Origin of the sequence: Neorhizobium sp. P12A (assembly GCF_008365395.1) — a bacterium.
Classification (GTDB): domain Bacteria; phylum Pseudomonadota; class Alphaproteobacteria; order Rhizobiales; family Rhizobiaceae; genus Rhizobium.
Map to the genome: position 1 here is coordinate 1 of NZ_QOVX01000036.1, position 23,255 is coordinate 23,255.

Annotated in this window: 24 protein-coding genes and 1 pseudogene; 9 read left to right on the forward strand and 16 right to left on the reverse strand. The window is 51.8% G+C overall.

Annotated elements, in window-relative coordinates; translation table 11 throughout:
* Positions 1–114, forward strand: a 114-nt coding sequence (locus tag DTW90_RS35095; RefSeq protein ID WP_149344594.1) for a transposase domain-containing protein, incomplete at its 5' end; no start/stop codon positions are given.
* A gap of 7 nt (positions 115–121) precedes the next feature.
* Here DTW90_RS35095 and DTW90_RS35100 read toward each other — a convergent pair.
* From DTW90_RS35100 to DTW90_RS35125, 6 genes and pseudogenes are all read right to left on the reverse strand, one after another.
* A pseudogene (locus DTW90_RS35100) lies at positions 122–583 on the reverse strand (IS21 family transposase); the annotation flags it as partial.
* A gap of 165 nt (positions 584–748) precedes the next feature.
* A complete protein-coding gene (tnpB, locus tag DTW90_RS35105; RefSeq protein WP_149344595.1) occupies positions 749–1,102 on the reverse strand; it encodes an IS66 family insertion sequence element accessory protein TnpB in 354 nt (117 codons plus the stop codon).
* 84 nt (positions 1,103–1,186) lie between these two features.
* Positions 1,187–1,540, reverse strand: coding sequence for a transposase (locus DTW90_RS35110; RefSeq protein WP_246665174.1), 354 nt, complete (start codon positions 1,538–1,540; stop codon positions 1,187–1,189).
* Positions 1,541–1,736: 196 nt separating this feature from the next.
* A complete protein-coding gene (locus DTW90_RS35115; protein WP_132593532.1) occupies positions 1,737–2,042 on the reverse strand; it encodes a hypothetical protein in 306 nt (101 codons plus the stop codon).
* A complete protein-coding gene (locus DTW90_RS35120; RefSeq protein ID WP_348642687.1) occupies positions 2,042–2,203 on the reverse strand; it encodes a transposase domain-containing protein in 162 nt (53 codons plus the stop codon). Before DTW90_RS35120 ends, DTW90_RS35115 begins: the two co-directional genes overlap by 1 nt.
* A gap of 367 nt (positions 2,204–2,570) precedes the next feature.
* On the reverse strand, positions 2,571–3,869 hold the full coding sequence (locus DTW90_RS35125; RefSeq protein ID WP_149344597.1) for an ABC transporter ATP-binding protein: 1,299 nt from the start codon (positions 3,867–3,869) through the stop codon (positions 2,571–2,573).
* A 522-nt stretch (positions 3,870–4,391) separates the two neighbouring features.
* Here DTW90_RS35125 and DTW90_RS35130 point away from each other — a divergent pair.
* Complete coding sequence (locus DTW90_RS35130; RefSeq protein ID WP_149344599.1) at positions 4,392–4,766, forward strand: hypothetical protein; 375 nt, start codon at positions 4,392–4,394, stop codon at positions 4,764–4,766.
* 123 nt (positions 4,767–4,889) lie between these two features.
* On the opposite strand, the gene DTW90_RS35135 is transcribed toward DTW90_RS35130, so the two are convergent.
* The 5 genes from DTW90_RS35135 to DTW90_RS35155 form a co-directional block, all read right to left on the reverse strand.
* Positions 4,890–5,720 carry a glycosyltransferase gene (locus DTW90_RS35135; protein WP_149344601.1) on the reverse strand — a complete coding sequence of 277 codons (831 nt, stop codon included), beginning with the start codon at positions 5,718–5,720 and terminating at the stop codon, positions 4,890–4,892.
* 28 nt (positions 5,721–5,748) lie between these two features.
* On the reverse strand, positions 5,749–6,819 hold the full coding sequence (locus DTW90_RS35140) for an NAD-dependent epimerase/dehydratase family protein (protein ID WP_210251465.1): 1,071 nt from the start codon (positions 6,817–6,819) through the stop codon (positions 5,749–5,751).
* Between the two features lie 53 nt (positions 6,820–6,872).
* Positions 6,873–7,835 (reverse strand): glycosyltransferase, encoded by a 963-nt coding sequence (locus DTW90_RS35145; protein WP_149344605.1) that lies wholly within the window; start codon positions 7,833–7,835, stop codon positions 6,873–6,875.
* A gap of 155 nt (positions 7,836–7,990) precedes the next feature.
* A complete protein-coding gene (locus DTW90_RS35150; RefSeq protein ID WP_149344607.1) occupies positions 7,991–10,411 on the reverse strand; it encodes a glycosyltransferase in 2,421 nt (806 codons plus the stop codon).
* A 58-nt stretch (positions 10,412–10,469) separates the two neighbouring features.
* Complete coding sequence (locus tag DTW90_RS35155; RefSeq protein ID WP_149344609.1) at positions 10,470–11,600, reverse strand: glycosyltransferase family 4 protein; 1,131 nt, start codon at positions 11,598–11,600, stop codon at positions 10,470–10,472.
* A gap of 214 nt (positions 11,601–11,814) precedes the next feature.
* Between DTW90_RS35155 and DTW90_RS35160 the strand changes: the two genes are divergently transcribed.
* From DTW90_RS35160 to DTW90_RS35170, 3 genes are read left to right on the forward strand one after another with little or no spacing between them, the layout of a single operon-like run.
* Positions 11,815–12,636, forward strand: coding sequence for a hypothetical protein (locus tag DTW90_RS35160; RefSeq protein ID WP_149344611.1), 822 nt, complete (start codon positions 11,815–11,817; stop codon positions 12,634–12,636).
* Positions 12,637–13,917: an ABC transporter ATP-binding protein gene (locus DTW90_RS35165; RefSeq protein WP_149344613.1), complete on the forward strand. Its 1,281-nt coding sequence runs from the start codon at positions 12,637–12,639 to the stop codon at positions 13,915–13,917.
* Positions 13,917–15,566, forward strand: coding sequence for a TylF/MycF/NovP-related O-methyltransferase (locus DTW90_RS35170; RefSeq protein ID WP_149344615.1), 1,650 nt, complete (start codon positions 13,917–13,919; stop codon positions 15,564–15,566). Before DTW90_RS35165 ends, DTW90_RS35170 begins: the two co-directional genes overlap by 1 nt.
* 13 nt (positions 15,567–15,579) lie before the next feature.
* Here DTW90_RS35170 and DTW90_RS35175 read toward each other — a convergent pair whose 3' ends face one another.
* From DTW90_RS35175 to DTW90_RS35190, 4 genes are all read right to left on the reverse strand, one after another.
* Positions 15,580–16,632 carry a hypothetical protein gene (locus DTW90_RS35175; protein ID WP_149344617.1) on the reverse strand — a complete coding sequence of 351 codons (1,053 nt, stop codon included), beginning with the start codon at positions 16,630–16,632 and terminating at the stop codon, positions 15,580–15,582.
* Positions 16,633–16,644: 12 nt separating this feature from the next.
* Positions 16,645–17,196 (reverse strand): class I SAM-dependent methyltransferase, encoded by a 552-nt coding sequence (locus DTW90_RS35180; RefSeq protein WP_149344619.1) that lies wholly within the window; start codon positions 17,194–17,196, stop codon positions 16,645–16,647.
* Between the two features lie 44 nt (positions 17,197–17,240).
* On the reverse strand, positions 17,241–17,795 hold the full coding sequence (locus DTW90_RS35185; protein WP_149344621.1) for a class I SAM-dependent methyltransferase: 555 nt from the start codon (positions 17,793–17,795) through the stop codon (positions 17,241–17,243).
* 145 nt (positions 17,796–17,940) lie between these two features.
* Positions 17,941–18,852, reverse strand: a complete 912-nt coding sequence (locus tag DTW90_RS35190; protein ID WP_149344623.1) for a glycosyltransferase family 2 protein — start codon at positions 18,850–18,852, stop codon at positions 17,941–17,943.
* Between the two features lie 768 nt (positions 18,853–19,620).
* On the opposite strand from DTW90_RS35190, the gene rfbC reads away from it, so the two are divergent.
* The 4 genes from rfbC to rfbA are packed head-to-tail and all read left to right on the forward strand — an operon-like array spanning position 19,621 to position 22,997.
* On the forward strand, positions 19,621–20,178 hold the full coding sequence (gene rfbC, locus DTW90_RS35195; protein ID WP_149344625.1) for a dTDP-4-dehydrorhamnose 3,5-epimerase: 558 nt from the start codon (positions 19,621–19,623) through the stop codon (positions 20,176–20,178).
* 11 nt (positions 20,179–20,189) lie between these two features.
* Complete coding sequence (rfbB, locus tag DTW90_RS35200; RefSeq protein ID WP_149344627.1) at positions 20,190–21,245, forward strand: dTDP-glucose 4,6-dehydratase; 1,056 nt, start codon at positions 20,190–20,192, stop codon at positions 21,243–21,245.
* Position 21,246: 1 nt separating this feature from the next.
* Entirely contained in the window at positions 21,247–22,137 is an 891-nt protein-coding gene (gene rfbD, locus DTW90_RS35205) for a dTDP-4-dehydrorhamnose reductase (RefSeq protein ID WP_149344629.1), read from the forward strand.
* Positions 22,134–22,997 (forward strand): glucose-1-phosphate thymidylyltransferase RfbA, encoded by an 864-nt coding sequence (gene rfbA / locus DTW90_RS35210; RefSeq protein WP_149344631.1) that lies wholly within the window; start codon positions 22,134–22,136, stop codon positions 22,995–22,997. Before rfbD ends, rfbA begins: the two co-directional genes overlap by 4 nt.
* A 56-nt stretch (positions 22,998–23,053) precedes the next feature.
* On the opposite strand, the gene DTW90_RS35215 is transcribed toward rfbA, so the two are convergent.
* Positions 23,054–23,255 (reverse strand): MarR family transcriptional regulator (locus tag DTW90_RS35215; RefSeq protein ID WP_149344633.1); only part of this gene is annotated, 202 nt, incomplete at its 5' end.

The following is a 23,255-nucleotide window of genomic DNA, read 5'->3' on the forward strand; positions in this document are numbered from 1 at the left end:
GTCGATCCGCTCGACTGGCTTTCCCAGACCTTGACCCGCATCGCGAAAGGCTGGCCAGTATCCGAGCTCGAGGCACTTATGCCATGGAACTTCAAGCCTGACGCCATCGGCTAACCGCTTACGATAGTTTGATGTGGGCAACCTGCAGCTTCGTGCGCTCGCCGCCTATCACAGCATAATCCTCGCTCCAATCGAATTGGAATGCTTCGCCTGGGCGGAAAGACAGAGGAACGAATATGCCGCGGCCAGCCGTCTGCTGCTCAACCCGCCACTCACGGGCGAACGCGGCGACCCGGCCATAGGAGCCGGTAAAACCCAGAGCCATCAGATCGGCATGAAGCTGCTTCAACGTTCGGCGCTGCTTGCGCGTTCTCCCGGCCTCGGTCTTCAGCCAGCCAGAGAGTTTGTCGGCGAACGGATCAAGCTTGCTCGGTCGTTCCGGTACCGTGAACGTCGGCTCGATCGTACCGGCACTCAAATACTTCGCGATGGTGTTGCGTGACAGCCCAGTACGCCGGCTGATCTCTCGGATCGATTGCTTCTCGCGCAGCGCCATCCGGCGGATGATGTTTAAAAGTCCCATGTGGATCACTCCGTTGCCCCCGCCGCTCACCGCGTTGGGGGAAGGTTCACATGGCTCAATTCTCAATGGAAATTATGCGCCTAACCGGCTCAGTTCTGCGTGGAAACCAACACCGGCCCCCTGCGTCAACCGCCCCACGACAAACGCTCTGCGTTTGCGTAGAATTCACCCGACAAATTCATATTGCCGCACCGGATGGCGAACCATCGCGTCGAGATCAATGCCGTCGAGAAGCCAGTGCAATTGCTCGACATCAAGTGACACCACAGCCTCCTGTCGCCGGGGCCAGCGGAACTTGTCTTCCGTCAAGGCTTTCAACACCAACACAAAGCCTGACCGATCAAAAAACAGCAATTTCATCCGGGTACGGCGGCGGTTGCAGAAGGCAAACACCGCCCGCTCGAACGGGTTGAGGCCCATAGACTGCTCGACCAAAATCGCGAGGCTGTTGATCCCGGCCCGGAAGTCGATCGGTTGCCGGTGAAGGTAAACCTTTACGTCAGCGGCCAGTCTGAACATTGCACAGCGCTCCGATCATCGCCGTCACCGCATACGCATCGCCGCATTCCAGCGTCACCTTCACGCCGTTCGGCAGTGACGCGCTCAGCCTGGCTGGTGAAGAGAGTTGGCCTGTTCCCACTGGCTCCGAAAGCCGGACGGAAGCTTTATCCCAATCATCCGGGCTCGACACGACCTCAGTCGACCCAATTGAACTGGAATAAACGCTGGCAAGGAAGCTGGCGAACTCGACAGCGCCTCCTGTTTCGCCTGCCGATGTTGGCGGATCCATTTCCAAAGAAGGTTCGCATTGATCCCATGGTCCAATGCAAGTTGCGCGACCGATGTGCCTGGCTGCAAACAACTTTCGATCAACCGTGCCTTCGACAGCCGATCAAAGCTCCGCCGCCCGTCCCGACCCACGAGCTTCACACGAAGTTTCTCATCCTCATTGGCCATAATATGGTGTCCACCTCTTTTCTGGTGCACACCTCATGCCTCACATCATTCAACGCCAAAAGGTGCCGCAAAATGCGCGCTTACCTTCGGGCTCCATCGGCGGCGGCGATCTCCACCAACCGTAACCTCGACACGATGCCGACCCGACCCAACGTGAGCGTCCGGCGAATGCATTTCTTCGTCTGCGAGGCGCGGTCTAGGACTTGCGGCTTAGCTCATCTGCCATGACGCGCTCGATCATCTCGGGATCGCATTGTTCATCGACCAAGAACTGCCGGATCCCTCCGGTCCATGTCCTGACATCCGCTAGGAACTCCTCGAGGCATTCGACGCCCCGGTCCGTGAAGCCGGTTGTGCCATCTTCGGTCCCGTTGTGGACGCGCACCATTTCGCCGTAGTCGATATTGTCCGAGTTGGCAGCGATCTCTTGGAGCAATTCGAGGTTTTCGCCGATCATGGCAGCGACGTTTTCGATCGTATAGATGTGCATCGAACGAGCCATCAGACAGCCTTTTGCAGCGTGGAATCTGCTGGGAGCATATTCCATGACAATAGGTCTTCAAGCCTGTCTACGGGGTAATCTTTGATCCGGGTCAGGACGTCTGTGAGATAGACCTGCGGATTGTGGCCATGGAGTTTAGCAGTCTCGATGATGGTCAGGATGTCTCCATGCCGGTAAACTAGCCGATTTGCGCCTGAAGCGCTAGAATTTTTCTAAGATTCTCGAGCAAAATAAGGATCTTAGCGGTCCGAGCAGACCGCATTGACCGCTGAACCATCGCAAACCTCCAGTTTGCACCATCGATTCAGATTCGTCGCAAAATTGGAATCCCTCGGAGAGTCGGACACGGCGCTCGCTAGTATAATGGATCGCTATTATATCACACCCTAAAAAGGCGGTCGCAAATCTAACTATTAGACGACGGTCTTACATATTACCAACGTTATCCTACCCACTTAGCTAGGTGGCGGAGCATGTCCAGGCCCTTCCGTGGCTAATTCACTCACTGCCAAGAGTGGTATTTCTGACCTAGAGATCTTCGACTTCCTCGAAATCCATGTCATCTTCGGCGAGCGGCGTAACTTGAAGATCCCCTAAATCAAGGCGCATAGGAACTATGTATTGAGATCTGATCGACTTTCCTTCCGGTCGAAGAACACGGATGCTCTTATCTTCCCTATGACACAGGATGTCCATCATCAAACCCTGTGATACGTTTATCTTAAGGGTATAAAGTCCAGGTAGGTAAACGATCGGCTTGTATTCAAATCTGATGGTATGGGCCCCCGGAGTGATCGTTACCGGCCCAAAATCGTCCTGCGATGAGTTGGGATGATAGGTAACCGGCTCCGCCGTCGGTTTGAACATGACATTAAACGCACATCCTTCATAAGTGCGATGCGTACTCACCGTGATCTCTATGGCCAAATACTCGCCGGGAGAAACCTGCTCGATCTCGAAACCATTGGCGTCAACACACCGAATTTGATCGATTGTCATTGCATCGTCGGCGTAGCCGACAATATTCTCTGTTGCTGTTACTGCGGCAACAGACACTTTTTCTGCCGCCCTCTTGGCCAGATCAGTCTCATAGGCGTCTAGAACGGATTTAGAATCGCCTTCGGCTTTGATTCTGCCCTTGTGAAGGTAAATTGCCCGGTTCGTCAAATATTCAACCGACAATCGCGAATGTGAAACCAGGATAAGAGAGGCACCGTTATTACGAATCTCGCTGATCTTCTTTCGACATTTAATTCGAAAATTTGAGTCACCTACGGCCAAAACCTCATCGACAATCAACAGTTGCGGATCAGTGAAGACAGCACATGCGAACCCTAGGCGCATTCGCATGCCGGTGGAATAAGTTCCAACGGGCGCGTGGATGCTCTCTCCCAACTCTGCGAAATCGACAACCTCATTGTACTGCGCACGAATATCGTCAGTCGATAACCCAAGCAGCGACATATTCAGATGAATGTTTTCTGAGCCGCTGAGCGCTGGCTCAAAACCGGCTCCAAGAGCAAGCATCGGGGCGATTTTACCCTTCACGTCGATGGTGCCCGAAGTGGGCGCGATCACACCCGCTATCAGTCGCAGCAGAGTAGTCTTCCCGCTGCCATTAGCTCCGACTAGGCCCAGCGACTCGCCCTTCTTAAGCTCAAGATTAATATTTTTCAGAGCCCAGAATTCTCCAACGCTAAGCGCGTTTGGATTCTCCTGTAGGCCCCAACCAACGAGGCTACGGATCCCGGAGGCGAAAGAGCGCTTCAAGCTTCGGGAGAACTTCTTGTTCAGGCCTTTGACAGCTACGACCACGTCTTCTGTCATCAACTGACTCCTACATGGATGCACAAGATCATTCTGCGCAATCTGCTCTTGAGCAATCTCATGAGATCCTCCTCAACCTGAGGCCTATCCAGTTGATCCCAAAATCCTGCCCACTCGCCAGGTTTTCCCTAAACATACGACAGAATGTTGCGCTACCGCAGAATTGGCATCGGATTCTCGATAGCACGGCTACTCCGCGTAAGGCCAAATTCGAAGCGCGAACCATAGCCATGACAGCCGCAATGTCCATCTTAATAAAGCGCTTTCCCGAAAATTCATGCGTAGTACAAGAAGGGCGTCACCTTCGCCGCCTTTTGACCCCTTGAATTGAGTGCTTTATAACCAGACGCTAGCAAATCGATGATGGCATGCTCCTAACGACACCTATGCGACCTTCTCCACATAAAGTAATAGCCACATGGATCTCCAGACTAGATGGTCAATCTTGTGCATTGAAGCATGGCTTTGACATAGCCGTTAAAGCATATTCGCAGGCTGTCAGGGCGATTTTACAGGTACAGCATGGACGAGCAGAGTTTTAAAATTGGCTCAATTAGGGCATGGAAATTTGTTTCGTGGGCCACACTGACCGCCATCGTTTTCATGGCAGTTTGGCCGTTGGAACTTTCTGCTGGCGATCCGTTCTCGATTGATGTAGGGCGTATTTTTGCATACGCCGTTCTCGCCCTTTCATTATCACTTGGCTACCCGCGCTCCCCCAAATTGTGTGCCGCATTGTCGTTTTCTGCGGCAGTCGTGGATGAATTTCTGCCGATTTTGCTTCTGTCCCATTCCTTCCGTTGGACAGATATGGCTGGGAAATTGATCGGGATATTACTCGGTCACGCGATCGGCTGGATATGGAACCAACGCCGGAATGAGGATCTGGAAACTTAGCTCGTTTCGCAAGGACACGTTCCTCGAACGGCCACCGGCCGGCGACTCCAATGGCGCCTCAGCGAGATGTGAAGATCTGCTGCTTCGGATTCGGTCGAAAATGCGAGCCGGATTATGAATATCCTACAATAAGGCTGGTAATCGCTTGAAGCGAGCGATCAGGCGCTGGTGCATCGGCAGAAGACGAAAGTAGGGGGCCGGCCAATTGAAATCATGAAACGGATTCGACGATTTTGATCGGCCGATCCACTTCAAGAACGCCGGGTGTATATATCCTTGGTCAATCGCTTGTTTGATATCAGCGATCCCGATAGCGCCGGCATCGATCGCTGCATTGACCGCGTCATAGAAGATTTTACCGTTGGTATTTGTCGGCTCCACCCAAGGCTGGCGATTCATGTCGGTAAAATGGATGAGACTAGTGCTGGCCTTGTCGTAGTATTCAAGCGCGTTCCATCGGAACGGCAACGTCTTCGCCTTTTCTCGATCGAGCATGTGCGAGAATTCATAAACCAGCGCGTTATAGTCGTATTTTCCGTCATCCAGATCGCGCATAAGCTTTTTCGCATCCCATCGAGCTTTAGCGCAATCAACGACGAACACACTATATTGGGGGCGGCGTCCGCGTTCCGGTGGCTGATCAGCATAGAGCAGCGAGACACCATCATCCATTTGCCAGTTCCACAACTCTGCAATGTCGGAAAAAACCAACATGTCCGCATCAAGATAGATCGCGCGGCCGCTGTAGTTGCAGATTTCAGGTATCATGAAGCGCGTAAAACTGAAGCCGGTCTTAGATTGAAGGCCCGGATTTTTGGGTACTGGCGCGACATAGTCGTTCAAATAGTGGATATCGACGGGTGAATTTGTATGGGAGGTAATGCTATGGGCCAGAACACGCGCACCGATCATCTGGTAGTCATCGGTGCCAACGAAAACCTGAATTGGATCCATTCCTGCTGCCCTATCGATCTGTCAGAAATTACCGAGTCGTTTTGATATGTTGCGCGAATGCCGCGATGCCCTTCTCCAAGCTGACCTTCGGTTCGTAACCCAAGAGCTTCTGTGCTCGCTTATTGTCAGCGAGTGCAAAGCGAACGTCACCTGGGCGAAAGTCGCCGGAAACCCTCAGGTTATCGCTTCGACTCCCCAGTTCGGCCAGTAAACACTCTGCGGCATAGCGTATGCTAGTGGCAACCCCACTTCCGACGTTTATCGGCTGTCCATCTACTCCGTTGGATGTCGCCGCTAAGATCAATGCGTTGACGATATCATCGACATAAACGAAATCTCTGACAATCTCACCATCCTCATAAATATTGAGCGTTAGACCTTGGAGTATCTGTTGGCCGAATATCGAAAGGACACCCGTATACGGGTTCTTTTCACTTTGGCCAGGGCCATAGACATTTTGAAACCGAAGAATGACTGGCTGAACGGACGTATTCTCCAGACCTTGCACGGAGATATATTCCTGCATCAACTTGGTAGAAGCATAAATGCTTGAGGGCCGAAGTGGAACATCCTCGGGCGTTGCGACTGGAGCCGCAGGCTTACCGAATTTGTCGTAAAGACCGAATATGCCTTTCCCCATTGCCTCACTGGTGCGCGGCTGGGGAACAAACAACTCGCCTGTTTCACTCATATATGCGCCTTCGCCATAAACAGCGCGGGAGGACGCCAGTACGAGACGCCGCGGCTTGCTGGGCAGCGCACGCAGGCCCTCTACAAGGTGTCCTGTACCCTTGATATTTACCTCGCAATAGCGGGAAATCTCATGGTAACTTTGCCCAGTGCCCGTTTCGGCTGCCAGATGAAATATCAGATCCGGATCATGCCGCCTAAGCACCTCTTGCAAGAAGAGTTCGTCGGATACCGACCCCTCTTCCACCACAACTCCGTCGAAACGCTTATCCGGGTCTGCGCCGTGCACCTGCGGATGAAAATTGTCCAGCGCGATAAGCGACCCTACACCCTGCTGCAACAACTGAGCCATCAGCCGCTTACCGATGAACCCCATTCCACCGGTAACGAGTATTGTTTTCTGCTTCACTTTGAAAAATCTCCTGGGCGCCGCCATGGACAAACACTTTAGGCGCCTGAGTATCAGGCCGCCTTTTCAGCGGCCAATTTTGCCTCATACTCTTTGATAGCTTTTGTGCGCAGACGCTTCGCTTCGTAGACTTCTTTGTGCGCGACAAAACCAAGACGCTTATCGTTGGTCTTGTGATAGCCATACCAAAACTTGCGCGCAACACCTGGCACCACACTCAGGTATTTCAGATCGGCAATCAACGAAGGACGGAAGTACCCGATATCGACTTCCTTCTTTATCTGATCGATTGTCAGTCGCTTTTCCTTAATCATACGATTGACTTCATTGAACCAGATATAGCCAAGCGGGTGGCCGCTATAAGTCCAAGGCTGCGTATAGACGTCGGTGTAATGAAGAAGGCAAGTACTCTGGTCCCAGTGCTCAAGCGAGTTCCACTCAAAAGGCACCCCGTACTTGACCTCATTCTCATTAAGAATGCAGAACTCGCTCATAAGCTGATCGTAATTATATTTTCCATCGTCGAAGCCCTGAATGATGTCTTCAATTTTCCAGTGGCAAGCGGCGCAGTCTATCAACATCACCGCGCATTGCTTTTTGCGGGCAGCCGGAGCCCCCTCCTTGGCTGTCGACGCCTCGGCATGCTTGACTTCTTGCTGAACGATTATCTTCGCACCGTCAAAGGGAATGTTCCACAAATCCCTTATGTCTCTCATGACGATCATGTCCGCATCCATATAGATCGCCTTGCCCTTATAACCATTCAGCGCCGGAATGGTAAAACGCGAGAACGAAAAGCCGGTACGCTGCCCATTGCGGGGGTCAGTCGGCGCCGGCACAGGCAAATCCAACATTCCGAACACTTCGACTTTCGCCGTTGTATGGCGCTTGATCGAGTATTCAAGGACATTCACGGCCAACATCTGAGATCTGTCGGTTCCCACAAATACACGAATTGTGTCGTCATCCAGACCGCGGGTGGCAAGGTCGTTAATTTCAGTTATGAAAGTAGGCATCTTGAATCCCTCTCCTGCATGGCCGTAGAGCCCTTCATATAATCCTATCCATACCCGATCAAACGGAATCGGCATCAAACGTGTCGCTTTTACTCAACTTTTTCACTTAGCATTGATTGAAAGGAAGTTGCCAACGCCGGCCAATATTCAAAAAACTAGATGTATTGTTTCGAAATTAGCCTCTGGATCTCCCGGCGCGTATTTTCCGCAACGCTACCATGCGCGAACACCCCGGACTTGAAGGCATCCAAGGCGCCTATGTTAGCATTGCCAGTCAAAGCGCGTTGAACAAAGCTCCTTAGGTCCTCATAGGATCTCGCGATTTCAAGCGGATCGAAAAGTGGCAACTCCAACGTGTTGCCGAAGACTATGACCGGCCGAGACAACTGCGCGGCGTCGACAGCGACTGTTGAAGGGGTGGTAATGACTGCCTGCGACGCCGATATAAGGTCGGCCGCAGTCACCTCCGAAAACTCAACGCGGTCTCGACGTAGCAAAAGCGTATTCTTCCGTTGCGAGATCAGGTCAGCGTTGGTTTGGAGCCAAGTGCCAGCCGGATGCGGTTTAATTACGAAGAATGCATCCCCGAACGCGGCCGTAAGCTGGTCGATATATGCGGTAAATCGATCGCGATAGCCATCCGCTTGATATCGATGCCAGTGTAAGTTCTCAAAGATGGATATGACAGGGAGCCCTTCCGAGTTGATCTCAGCCAACTGATCAGCAAACGCATCCGCATATGCCGATCGCTGTGGAATGAACCGACCAACGGGGATGCAGCGCGGAAGGATCTCGGGAGACGGGCCTACTGGCAGTTTGGCGATATCGCCATAGGTGAATATCGTTGAAGAGGCGATTTTCACATCCGTTGAATGACGATCATCAAAATACGTTAGGCCAGGGGCCTCAAGGCCATGCTGGAGGGTAATTGTCGGAATCCGTAAACGGCCAGCCTCCAAAGCAGCGGCGTGCACGAATTTGTGTGGCCGCAAAGACGTCTCTGCTCCGACAATCAACAACGAAGAGCCCGCTACGTCGAGCAACTCAAGATTTTCTTCATCCGTGTCGCCTGTAAGAAGACGCAGGCGAGCACCGGTATTTACAATATCTTGTACAATACTAGGCTGTTGCAGGTAGACGCTTTTTAGAACCGCAACATCCAGTTCGTAGTCCAAATCATCGGCGCGAGCTCCATCTGCGTCCCATAGCAGATCGACGATCGGTTGTAGCACATGGATGTCCTGCAAAAGATGAAAAAGGACGGTTATTCGCGGCGTTCGCGGAGATTGTACTCTTTCGGAATGGATCAGATCCATCCACTTCTGACCAGTGGCCCGAGCAGAGAATTGAAGGTCTAGAATAGACCTCGCCTTTTCAAGATCAGCTTTCGTCGCAGATTCATCACAAAGATATCGATCGAACCCTTTCTTCCAATCATCTATGACGATGCAACTTTTAAGCGGATCGAGAGACTTTAGGTTAGAAGCAATTACCGGAGTACCACAACTTAAAGCTAGAAGCGCACGGTTAGCGGATTTGCAGGCTGAAAAAGCATCCTCAATCTGAGGCATCACAAAAGCATCACTGGCCCTGACTGCCTCAAAGCACTTCTGTTGCGTCCAAGATTCAAATCGCGAGCGAAAAGGCAGCGGCTCGATCAATGCCTTATATGCGTCGGGGCGGCTACTCATGACAAGGAGTTCGAAGTCGACCTCCCGAGCCAGCTTGATGAGTTCCGGCGCGATAAGCGTGAGGGTCTGAATACCAGACTGAAAGCTATCAGAGCCGGCGTTGCCAAACCATATCAACTGCTTGCGGCGAATTGACTGGGGTTTCTGTGCATCGGCGCCGCGCGTTGGATGATCACCTGCAGAGAACTGCCGTTGACTAGCGAAAACAGATCGCCTGCCAATTTTTTGGCGGGCCTTCTCAACAAAAATCTTGGGGTTTCGGACCATTTCGCCAGTTATTTGCCGCACTCGAGATAGGCGGCCTTTTGCTTGCTTACGCCATCGAATATAGATCCGTCTAGCCCACGACAAACAAACCAGCAAAAGCGAACGCGGCCGCAAAAGACGGCGTAAAAAAATCTCTCGGCGAGCTTTCGCTGAATTAAGCACGCGAGTGCGCTCTATAAGCTCCTCTGTTTCCTCCTGATCAGGAATCACAACGATCGGGATTGCGTCTCCCAAGGACGATGATAACGCAATTTTAAGCTGCTCCGTCGGGACGGTAATCGCGCTTAAATATTGAGCTTGAGAGAGAACTGTGAAGCGACGCAATTCGCCTGTATTATTTCCATATTTAGGATGCGTCGCATAGTCACAGAGGTCAAGAATAACCTTTCGATTATACCGACTACTAAGCTCACGCATAATCGGGGTTAGAAACTGACCTATCGTCTTGATAAAGACGATGACATCATATTCTTTCAATACGTCTACTCTTATATCCGCAATAGCAAAATATGAACTCTCGAAGCCATTATCCAATAAATAGAAACTTGGATATAAGCCGCGATAGCGAAAGCTCGCGATATCAGGTCTGATGTCCGAAGATACCCACGCAATTTTCATAATAATTCCAGGCGAGACGTCCAAATTGACTGATTGAGTAGGCGCTGCAAGCCGGCGTTTAGCCATCAAGCATCAAGATATCTGCGACTTGCTTTTCTAGCATCGAGAGGGAGTAAGATGCCGTCAATCGATCCTGGATGTCACCCAAAAATCGGGAAGCTTCGGTATGTGGACCAGACATAAGCTCATAAATACGCTCTCCCCATAGCTCATTATCGAGCTGAGGCACCCCGGTTGCTGCACAAATCCGTGAATATACTGGACCTGTGGCGGGCACGGGCAAAATGCCGGCGCTTACATATTCTATAAATTTCGTATCTGCCTTGCAGTCATTGAAGCTATTCCTTTCGAGTGGCGCTAAACCAACCATCCAGTCGAGTTCCCGCATTCTCTGAAGAAAAGCTGAGTAGTCGGCAGTCGGCGCGATAGAACGGACCCTGTTACCGAACTTTTTCTGCAATAGCATGGGCATTTTGATCGACCCGAACGTCTCAAACGAGAGGTCGGGTATCCGGTTCAAAGCCGTCTCGATGGCAGGCAGGACCTGCTGCAGGTCTTCGGCGTGGCCAGCCGTTCCCATATAACCAAACAGCTTTTTGTTAGAAAGACCGCGCTTGATCGTATCCGGGATAGGACAATAAATTTCGCCCGCTACCATTTGGGGTCCGAATTTATACATTTCGAACCGACTTTTCAGCTGTTCGGTTGAAAGATATAAGCAATCGGCCGCCTCACAAAGAAGCCGCATATTTTGCTGCCGCGTTCGATCGTGATATCGGTCATACTTCGCCTTGCCGAGTGCCAGCGGCACATCAAACAAGTCGTCATCAAAATGTGTGATCAGAGGAATGCTAGCGGACCGGCAGTAGCTCGCGATTTGTTCCGCACCGATACCGCCAAATCTGCTTGCAACAACGATGGTGGGACGAAGCGCAGACAGCAATGCAGTCATATCTTGCGGACTGGCAATTGCCGACTCCTGAAAAATTGCAAGAGCTACATCTCCCTTTTCTCGCCGAGCGCGCAATGGTAGATCGAAACTAATCCGCTGCGTAGCGCCGGCACCATCTGCCATTATTATGACTTTGTGGCGCGCTTCATGGAAATGAGAATCGAATAGAAGGGAAGGAAACTGCGCAGTTGAGCGCGGGTCCTCGGGACGAAACAAGCGTGTGATGATATTGAGCATGAACCTCCCCATCATAGGTGGTAGCCGACTGCAGCCATGCATACCGATAGAAGCGCCCTACCGCAATTGATATCGGATGCGTTCTTCACAGAGTTCGAGGCGTGCAACAAAATGGGAGTAATTTGTATTTTTTGCTGGCGCAGTGATCAAAAGCTGAATATCGGTGACGCGGCAATTTTGCAGCGTCTCTGACAAGGAGACCCGTGCTGCCATTATGGGCGCCAAGTTCGCAGGTTCCAATCCCATGAATCTCCCATTCAAAGAATTCAAACTCACTGTTGCGCTGGCCTATCAACTGTTCCGGCCGCAACTTAAAGCAAAGTTTAACAGGTCGTTTCTGGGATATTTCTGGATCATATTCCCCATACTCGTTCTTACACTCGCGGCCTATGGCGCCCATCAATCGGGTATCATGTTCGCTCCGGACGTTACGCTTCCCTTCTTTGTTTTCTACATGATTGGTATCGTGGCTTGGCTGAATTTCGGGGAAGCTCTTATGCTAGCCACGCGATCGATCGAGGCATCGCGCTCGTTCATTGCACGTGTCCGCTTTCCTGTGCTGAGCATAGTTTTAAGCCAATTGTTTGCCATTCTTGTTGACGGGATAATCCGTGTCCTATTCGTCGCAGTCACTGCGCTTGCCTACGGAATTGGGCCGCTGAAAATCCTCTCGTGCTGCTTCGTTCTTTTATTCGGAACGGTATTCGGCGTCATGTTAGGTGCATTCATTGCGCCATTTACACTACTAGTCGAGGACGTGAAGCGTGCTTTTCAGTTGTTTCTGTCTTTCGGACTTCTGATAAGCCCTGTTTTTTTTCAACCCCGACCAGGAACGACCGCCGAGAAGATCTTGTATTTTCATCCAATAGCTCCGATTGCTTTGCCGGCACGTAAGTTAATGTCCGGCGCGTCGCTTGATATGCCGCTTGCAATTGCCTTTGTCTTTATCGTGCTCGTGTTGCTCGTAGTCTCGCTGCGGTTCTTCGTTAAAGCCAAACCGCTTATAGTTGAGCGGATGCTGTTGGGAGGACGATGAGTGCAAGATGATATCGTCGTCCGCGTTCAGCAGCTAAACAAAAAATTCAATCGCGACCTTAAGCGCTCTTTCGCCTCGGGTGTGCGAGCCCTGATTTGCCATCCCTTTGGTCACCATGAAGGGCAGCTCAGCCCTGGCGAATTCTGGGCATTACGAAATATCAATTTGGAGCTTTCACGAGGAGAGGCACTAGGGCTTGTTGGCAATAACGGAAGTGGCAAGACGACGCTGCTCCGTTTGATAGCCGGCCTCATCAACCCCACCTCGGGCATCATCAAAACCACAGGTAAGATTGCCCCAATGCTGGCCCTCGGCGCCGGTTTCGAACCAGGCCTAAGCGGCGCGCAGAACATCTATCTCAACATGTCACTCCTCGGCATGACAACCGACGAAATTCGCGCTCGCTACGATGAGGTCGTTGATTTCGCTGAGATCGGACAGAGCATCAGTGCCCCACTGGGGACCTACTCGACCGGTATGCGCATGCGATTGGGCTTCGCTTGTGCGGTCCATACCGATCCGCAGCTCCTGATAGTAGACGAAGTGCTCGCTGTTGGAGATGCAAATTTTAGGGTCAAATGCCGAAACAAAATTAATGATATACGCAGAAGCGGGGCCTCGCTTATACTCGTTTCGCATTCTCGCCTGTCGATAGAATACCTCGCTGACCGAGCCATCTACCTGCGAGCGGGACAGATAGAAGCCCAAGGCGATGTCAACGATGTGCTTGATGCCTACGACAGTGACCAGGCACGCCAAATGGCTGCTCAGAATGTCACCTTTCTGACGGCGCCGCGCGTGTCAACCAAACAGGTAACAATCGATGAAATTCGCCTGTTAAGCGGTAGCGATGATCATGAAATCGAGCAACTGTATGCTGGAGAGGACCTGACTATCGAGATTACTGTTACCACGGAAGAAGACGTCGAAGAATGTTCTTTCAACGTAGTGTTCGAGGCCAACAGTCAGACATCCCACTATCACCCTAACTCAACTCGGGATGAAAAGGGGTGGGTGACGATCAGCAAGGGTACACACACCGTCCGCCTGCATTATGTGCCGGTCATTTTCCTGCCGGGCACTTATGCCCTCAAGATAAGTGTCACTCAGGGCAGAGGCGACGTCAGGTGCCAGAATGAAGATATGAGCATTAAAATCCTAAAGCCACTACGCAAGACGATACGGGCGCAATACATCCCTCCACTAAGCATTGACTTGGCCGGACTGCAGGAGACTGAAGTACGGGGCAATGTCTATTTTGAAGGTGCGGAAGATCTGTAATGAGCTGTAAGAGTAAACCTCCGGGCTCCTCGGTGCAGCTCGTCGTATTTCATGTCGACAGCGGCAAAGATGTAGTAGACAAGACAAAATACGGTCAGTTCCGTACAAAGGATTATCACCGGATGATAGCTCGCATGTGGGCTTCGTTTCGGCGGCACCATCCTGGTGCGACACTGACAATTCTGACCGATATGAAGACCAGGTTTGGAAGTGGGTTGTCCGGCGCGTCAGTCCTGAGACGCCAGATCGATGTCACACGGCTTATGTACGAGCGCATGATTTTTCAGCGCGAATGCTTGAGCCAATTGGATAGTGGGCAGCCGGTTTTTCTGCTTGATTCTGATATGCTCTGCCTGAATAGCTTTTCTCACCTATTCGCGCACAACGCTCCAAGTTTCGATTTGGGGCTAACTTTTCGAAAGTCACACAATACGCCGATTAACGGCGGCCTTCTTATTGTCAATCGCGGTGCGGACGCTCGCAAGAATGCCCTGCATTTAATGGATCAGATGATCCGCATATACGAGATGATGGTCGACGAGAAGAAGACTTGGTACGGGGACCAGTACGCTTTGCGCGATCTGGTGGGTCTGCATCATAGCAAAATGCGCAATATGTCCGTCGTTGAGAAAGACGTAGGGCGAATTTTGATTTTAGATTGCGGCCAATACAACTTTACCCCGCAGCTAAATTCGGGAAAACCATTTCCGATGGAGAACAATTGCCATCTGTTTCATTTCAAAGGCGCATTAAAGCATTATATGGAACCATTCTATTGGATTGAGCGATCTAGGGCTAAAGGAGTTCAGGCACTCTACACACGTTGCTTTGCTTTCTTCGCTAAGCTCAAAATCGAGCGGCTTGAGCGCATTCGACGCGCCTCCATGAGTTCGCAGCAAGAGTTGTTAACCAACGAAACAACTGATGCTCCAACCTTCACCGCCCCCGGGGAGAAATCAGATGAGCAAAAATTGATCAGCCCCAAAACGCTGGCAACCGAATTGCGTTCCCGCAACTTGACCTATTGCGGTTACGACAAGCTCTCTATCCTTTACGATTGTATAGCGAATGTTGAGCGCCACAATCTGCAGGGTCGCTTCATTGAAGCCGGCGTCGCTTTGGGTGGCTCGGCCATTTTTACAGCCCACTACAAATCCAAGGAACGAGTTCTCGAGCTCTACGATATCTACAATCAGATACCAGCGCCCGGGCCAGAGGATGGAGAAGACGCCCATCGCCGATATCTGGAAATCGCTTCCGGCCAATCGAAGGGATTAGGCAGCGACAAATATTACGGCTATCTTGGCGACATCGAAGGCGTAGTCGCGAACAACCTCTCGAGTTTTGGTTTCTCCATTAAGGAGAATAATATCTCTCTCATCAAGGGTCTGTTTGAGGACACGATGAGGATCGACGGCCCAGTCGCATTGGCGCATATTGACGGCGATTGGTACGATTCCGTCCAAGTATGCATAGAGCGTATCGCTCCCCACATCGTCCCTGGTGGCTACATGGTATTCGACGACTACTCGTCCTATTCGGGGTGTCGGAAAGCTGTCGACCAATGGCTTGCCGCATCTGCTGATTTTAAGCTCGTTGCCCAAAAGAGATCAGCTGCGGTTCAGCGCTTACCGCTCAGTCGCAACTGAAAGTCACGTCTTCTTAAACACGGGCTGGAATCGATTTTAGAAATCGCCGCATGACAGAATACAAGTTCTGCGCCGATGTTCGGATAGGTTCGAAATCAGCATCTAGATGTAGCTGAAGTTTCTCCGCGTCGATCAAATCGAAGCCAAGCGCTTGGGCTATACCCGGAGAGCGATCATCAACCTTAATGAGAAAGCTCCATTTATTCTGGCTCAACATATGCAGATGGGCATGAAGGCGGCTGCCCACATGTAAATCCACCTTGTCGTAGAATAGGAGAAGCCTATCAACATCATCGGCTATGAGAATTTCATATCCAAGCTGCCGTGCCAATCGGCGCACCGCGCGGCTCGTCCCCACATTTGGCCCACTAAGCGGCAGATGTAGGCGATCTTTTATAGCCTCGAACGCGGCTGGCGGATCGAAATCTTGATGAAAAACCAATACACGTCGCTTGTCCGGGAACAGTTTGGCAACTTCGCGAAGCATCGGCACCTCGCGATCCCAAAACTCGCCTCGATCTGTGATCGTCACCGCAATTGTCGACAGGTTGCGAGTAAAGGCGCTGCCCTCAAGTAGAGGACGATCCATAACAACTGGGCAGCAAGTCATAAGGGTTTGATTGCTGATCTTTGGTATAGTAGAGTCCAGTATTCCTTTTGTGATACCACAACGCCAACTTGAATACTCAATTCTTTCGTGAATAATTGAAAGGATTTCCCGAGTGTTATCAGAGAATCCTTCGTTGAAGCCGACTTCCCCGTGAAGGCCAATTCCAAATGGTATAAAAACCAGAGAGGAATCTCGCAGAGTATCCGACTTCATTTTCGCAATGGGTGCAAAGTCGTCTTTGAGCTGGTTGGCGCCAGCGAGTATCACGTAGCGATGCGATTTCAAACGATCGAAGTCTTGCGGAGATAGCGGAACTCGAGGCGAAAACAACTCGAGTTCGGCGAACCGACCAACCTGTCTTTCGATGGCTCGCAAAATAAAACCATCGCCGAAATTGACCTTTTTCTGAAGGCTTATGGCGTTTGGAACAATAAATGGCGTGAGGACGGCAACCATCTAGCGGTGAACCTACTTCCGCCCTGCGAATACCGCATAGGGATTGGGATCAGTTCGTACAATCACCTTTTCCACAACCTCGCTGTATCCCTCAAAGAAAACTTCTTCCATGCACTGCGGAGAAAAGCGGTAAAAATCAGCATTGTAGCGTATACCATGCCGAGCAAATGTCCGAGTTGTATTTTCCTTGTCGTCTGGGAGTGTCATGTAAATTGGCACGCCTATAACCGCGAGCCCCCCTGGCTTCAATACACGTAAAAACTCGGCCGTGCTTTTCCAAAAATACTTGTCATGTTCAAGAGACGATGAAGATAAGACGCAGTCGAACGTATTGTCTGGATAGGCCAGGGAATTGGAATTGCCTACAACCATCTCGCACCGCTCTAATTCTGGAGAGATCTTTTCGAAACCCAGATTGAGAGCAACCTTCCGACAATTATCAAACGCCTTCATAGACAGCAGTGCATAAGCGCTCGCACCGGGCTCAATCACAGCTTCAATTTTCCGGCCTGCCAAATTTTTTTGGACAATTTCTTCGAATACAGCGAATACGTGAGGGCTCATAGCTATCTTCTTTTCCTTCACCGCATACAATATTAATGTAGGCGTTAGTTTTGTTTTGAGGCGGCGGCTTCGGCTAACACTAGGAACACCCGCCCCTCGTCGGGATCTAGATAGGAATCTCTGGGCGCCCAACCGGACGCATCAAGGAGCGACAGCAGCTCGCTGCGCGAAAGATGATTTTTCCAGCCTAGGCGCGCACGCGAAGCCTGATCATAGAAGCCGCTATCGGAAATAACGTGCGAAAGCACCATCCTGTCCCCGACCATCGCCATACGTCGTAGGAAGCCCCGCATATCCTCAAGATACTCGGTTACACCTAGTACAGTGATATAATCATATCGCCTGGGCAGTTCCTGTTTATCAAGATCAATCGCTATGACGCGCGAACTTTGTGGGAGGACGTCGTAGCCTTGGTAAGCAACCACTGGAAGACGGGCCGCCAGTAGCCCTCCAAGCTTTTCGTCCCCACACCCAAGATCTGCCAAATCCACTCTATGCAGATGCCTATCCCGTAAATCCTTTTCAATGAAATTTACACACACTTCGGCGCGCCTTTGCCAGGATTTTGCCTTCTGATCTGAAAGATTGTAGCGTTGCATTATCGGTCTGCTGCGAGTTTCTAAGTTCTAGGCCTGCGCCGGCAATGTGCAAGGGCGAGGAGCCAAGATGTTGCGGTTAGTTGTTAGCGGTCTTCACAACCGAATGCCAGCATTTTCATCATCCAATCGTCCGGCAATCATGGAACTAAAGACGATTGAGCAGCGCCAAAACTGGAAGACTCTTTGTCTGCAACCTGCTCTGGCGCACGATTTGGGCCTTATTAAGAACCGATAGTCTCTCAAACGGCCAACCGCCGTTTCTGGCCCGCTTGAAGGCGGTAAAAATATCGCGATTCTCAGGCGTAAGCCTATTTTCCAAAGAAGACAGAGCTTCTTCATGGATGTTGTTCCACTGCCGCCATTGGCCCTTAAACGCCATCCATAGCCGCAGGAACTGACCCGCCGCGCTGCTATTGGCGCCGATAACATTACTTCCGTGCTGGCGGTATTTGAGGACCGGGTTCACGTCATACCTTACCACCCCACCGCAACCGCTAACAACGATGTAAAACCACCAATCGTGAGAGATGAGAGGAACATTCGGTAAGCAAGTGGCTATGAGGTCTCGTGCCGCTCTGTTGAACATCATCGTATTCCCACCCCCAATGCTCTGAACCAAGGCATTACGAAAGCTGGGTTCAAGCCTAAACTCGGGCGACAAGCCAAGGTGGTTGAGATCGTCGTCGACGACCTCTGTGCGGGCAAAGTAGACCGCTGGAACGCTGGCGTCGATCGTTTGTAGCCAGTTCAGTGCCCGCTCCAGTTTGTCTGGGTACCAGATATCGTCTTGATCACTAAATGCATAGGCATCGGCAGGCTTCAATTTACCGAGATTCCGCAGGAAGTTGCCGCAAAATCCCAGGTTTACTGCGTTGCGCGTAAGGCTAAAGCGAGAATCCTCGGCCACCAGCTCTTCGAGCATTTCTGCCGTACCATCGGTCGAGCCGTCATCAAAGAAGCTCACATGCCATTGTTTCAGACCTTGTGCTTTGATTGACGTTATCTGCTCTCGGAGATGGCGCGCACCATTATACGTCGCGCAGAGAATCTCTATCAAATCAGCGTCTCCGAACATTTCGCGGACATCATCAGATCAAACCTGTTGCATTGGGTTGCCTTAACTATCTGCGCAATGCGGCGAGGTCCAGTCTCAAAGCGAGCATGGTAACGTCGCTGGCCTCGGTCCTTCTCCCGTCTACGCCCCCGCAAGCTTTAAGTCACAGCGCGATACACTGCTCCCGAAAATGTATCCCGCCTCTCGCGAGCGGGCCGCGATGGCAGCCAGGCCATGATGAGATGCGCACAGCCGTTCCTCATAAATGGTTCGGGCACGAAGTCCGCTTTTTTGTACAGACTTACGGCATGTTTTCCACCGTTTCGCCACCCTTATTCTCGAGCCTTGCAATCGCGCTTGGATCGTCACGTAAAGGCAGGATCTCTGCGTTCGTGGAGCGCGTCACGGCGTAACCAGCCGAATTTGCGAATATGGTGTTGACGTATGGCGCCAAACCGTCGGCCACCGCGCATGGGACCACCGACTTCCGAGAGAAGGCGGCCGTTTCGCTTCCAGTATCGGCGGTTCCGAAGCACTTTGAATCGCATAGCCTTCGACGCACCACCCAATCTTCCCAAATCGGTCATAGCGTTTCGAGTGAGACAAAGCGTTTAATTCTTGCCGTTCAACCTCAGGCAAGCTATGTCCATGCACCGCGAACCTAGGATGTAGATCGCGTAATCCATGTCCTAGTTGCGTAATATCAGGCTCAATATATTCTCCGATCGCAAAATTTTATGGGGAATAGGCTGCAGCACCGAGGTACGTATAATGAATTCGGAAGATTTGGCTATCAGCGGAATAAAAAAGATCGTTCCCAAACGACTTGGTGATTCTCGAGGTTATTTTAGCGAAATCTTCAAGGCCGACTGGTTCCGCGAGAGCGTTGCGGATGTCTTGTTCGTGCAGGACAATGAGTCGCTGTCCGCGACGCCTGGTACGGTCCGGGGTCTACATTTCCAATCCGCGCCGTTCGCTCAGGGGAAACTCGTGCGTTGTTCCAGGGGCGCCCTCTTGGACGTGGCGGTTGACATCCGACGCGGTTCGCCGACCTATGGAAAATGGGTCGCAGCTCATTTGTCCGAGGAAAACGGAGAGCAACTTTGGGTACCGGTGGGATTTGCGCACGGCTTTATTACGCTTCAGCCGCATACCGTTATCAGCTACAAGGTTACCGCTCCTTACAGTGCGGAGCATGATAAAGGGTTGCGGTGGAATGATCCCGCGATCGGCATTGAGTGGCCGGGCGCGTCAGACTACATCCTTTCGGAAAAGGACAAGAAGCAGCCTCTTCTCGTTGAGCTTACCGAATTTTTTCAATACACCTGAGTGGGGGGCCTATGCGTGTTCTTGTAACGGGCGGCGCGGGTTTTATCGGCTCGGCGTTGGTGCGTTTTCTGGTCGGCACCGTTGGCGCCGAGGTCCTGAACGTCGATAAACTCACCTATGCAGGTAACCTCGCTTCGTTGAAGCCAGTCGAATCTGCTCTCAACTACAAATTTCTGCGTGCCGATATCTGCGATCGCGCAGCCATGAACGAGGCCTTTGAGACTTTCCGACCGAACTATGTTATTCATCTGGCTGCGGAAAGTCATGTAGATCGTTCGATCACCGGGGCCGGAGAATTTATCCAGACCAATATTGTCGGCACCTTCACAATGTTGGAGGCCGCGAGGCAATATTGGGATCGTCTTCCAGCGGCGCAGAAGGCGGCGTTTCGCATGCTGCATGTTTCCACCGACGAAGTATATGGCTCGCTCGGAAGCGAAGGCCTCTTTACCGAAACCACCCCCTACGATCCGTCATCGCCCTATTCAGCATCCAAAGCGGGCAGCGACCATTTGGCGACGGCCTGGCAGCGAACATATGGGTTGCCGGTCATAATCTCCAATTGTTCGAACAACTATGGTCCTTACCATTTTCCCGAAAAGCTGATTCCGCTGGTTATCTTGAACGCCCTAGAAGGCAAGAGACTTCCCGTTTACGGAACCGGCGCAAATGTGCGAGACTGGCTTTTCGTCGAGGATCACGCGCGCGCACTTTTACTCATCGCTCAAAAGGGCCGCCCCGGTGAAAAGTACAACATCGGCGGCTGGAATGAGCGTCAGAATATTGAAGTCGTGACGCGGATCTGCACGATCATGGATGAGTTGCACCCTGACGGCGCACCGCATGCAAAGTTGATAGAATACGTCGCAGACCGGCCTGGTCACGATGCCCGCTATGCGATCGATGCAACCAAGCTAAGAACCGAGCTCGGCTGGCAAGCGCAGGAAAACTTCGAAAGCGGCATCTATAAGACGGTTGCGTGGTATTTGGAAAATGCCGGTTGGTGGCAGCCGCTTCGCAATGGCGTCTATTCGGGCGAACGGCTCGGCGTGTTGAAAAAGGTGTAAAATGCGCATTGTGGTAACGGGTAAAACCGGTCAGGTGACGAGCGCGCTACAGGCTTTGAGGATACCCGATATCGAAGTCATCGCCTTGGGTCGGCCAGAGATGGATTTGTCGTCTCCTTCCACAGTGGTGAAATCCCTCTCGCAGGCTAGGCCGGACGTGATCATTTCATCGGCTGCGTATACGGCCGTCGACAAAGCCGAGGCGGAGCCAGATCTAGCCTTCGCTATCAATGCGGAGGGAGCGGAAATCGTTTCCACCGCGGCTTTTCAGCTTTCCGTGCCAATAATCCATCTATCTACCGATTATGTGTTCAACGGCCGGAATTCCGCCAGTTATATCGAAACACACCCGACGGATCCGGTATCAGTCTATGGGCAATCAAAGCTCGATGGTGAACGGAGAGTTGCAGCCGCGAATCCCAATCACGTCATATTGCGCACCGCTTGGGTCTATTCGACTTTCGGGCGTAACTTCCTGAGGACGATGCTCCGGCTATCCGAAAAGCAGGACGAAGTCCGTGTTGTAAGCGATCAACATGGCTGCCCTACCTCCGCCACCGATATAGCAGATGCCGTAGTCGAGATTGCGAGACATTTGGTGGCGAATCCGGAAACAGATCTCCGTGGCATTTTCCATATCGTGGGCACAGGCGCCACGAATTGGGCCGACTTCGCAAAATTTATTTTCTCTGTTTTGGAGGAAAAGACCGGCAGGCACATATCTGTGAAGGAGATCGCAACCGTCGATTATCCTACCGCCGCGGCGCGGCCTGCCAATTCAGTTTTGAACTGCGACAAACTCGAAAGCGTTTACGGAATTCGCCTCCCGAGGTGGCAGGCGACGACGCGCACGACCGTTGAACAGATATTGGAGGCTGCGAAAACCGCATGAAGGGAATCATTCTTGCTGGAGGCAGCGGCACCCGTCTAAATCCGATGACATACGCCATCTCGAAGCAATTACTTCCGATTTACGACAAGCCGATGATCTATTATCCGCTTACGACGCTAATGCTCGCCGGCATACGGGAAGTTCTGATCATATCGACCCCGCACGACATGCCGCTGTTTCAGAAGCTGTTGGGAGATGGCTCTACCTGGGGGATTACACTTTCCTATGCAGTCCAGCCCAGTCCTGACGGTCTGGCGCAAGCGTATATGATCGGCGCCGATTTCATTGCGGGCTCGCCCTCCTGCCTTATCCTCGGAGACAACATCTATTTTGGCCACGGGCTGCCGGAGTTGTTGAGCCAAGGTGTAGCAAATGAGGATGGCGCGACGGTATTTGCCTATCACGTCCAGGATCCCGAGCGTTACGGCGTGGTCGAGTTTGACAGCAAACGCCGGGCTATTTCGATTGAGGAAAAGCCCACAGAGCCAAAATCAAACTGGGCTGTTACCGGCCTCTATTTCTATGATTCCGAAGTGGTTGACATCGTTGCAGACTTGAAACCTTCGGCGCGAGGTGAGTACGAAATTACGGACGTCAACCAGACTTATCTGGATCGAGGGAAACTGAACGTATCGATACTGGGACGCGGTTATGCCTGGCTGGATACCGGAACTCCCGAGAGTTTGCTTGAAGCTGGTGAATTCGTTCGCACACTGGAGAAGCGCCAAGGCTTCAAGATCGCTTGCCCTGAAGAAATCGCTTTGGCAAAAGGCTTTATCTCCGAAAGCGAATTTCGTCGCCTCGCGGAAAATGCTGGCAAAGGTGAATATGGGAAATATCTCCGGAGCTTAGCGAAGTGACAGTTCGGCCCAAGCGTTCAGCTAGTACCTCGCCACAGAGATTATGACGGTTTGTGTTATCGTAGAATGGGCAGGGCTTCTGGCGGGATGAGAAGTTGGATGCTGCGTGCGGCGCCTGGCACGCGGGATATAAACCCCGCCTTCTCGAGGGTGAGCACCATCTGGTGAACAGACGGAGCCGTAACGCCGAAGTGGCGACGCATTTCGGCTTCGGCCGGAGGCTGTTTGAAGATGCGGCTGTAGGCGTAGATGAAGGCC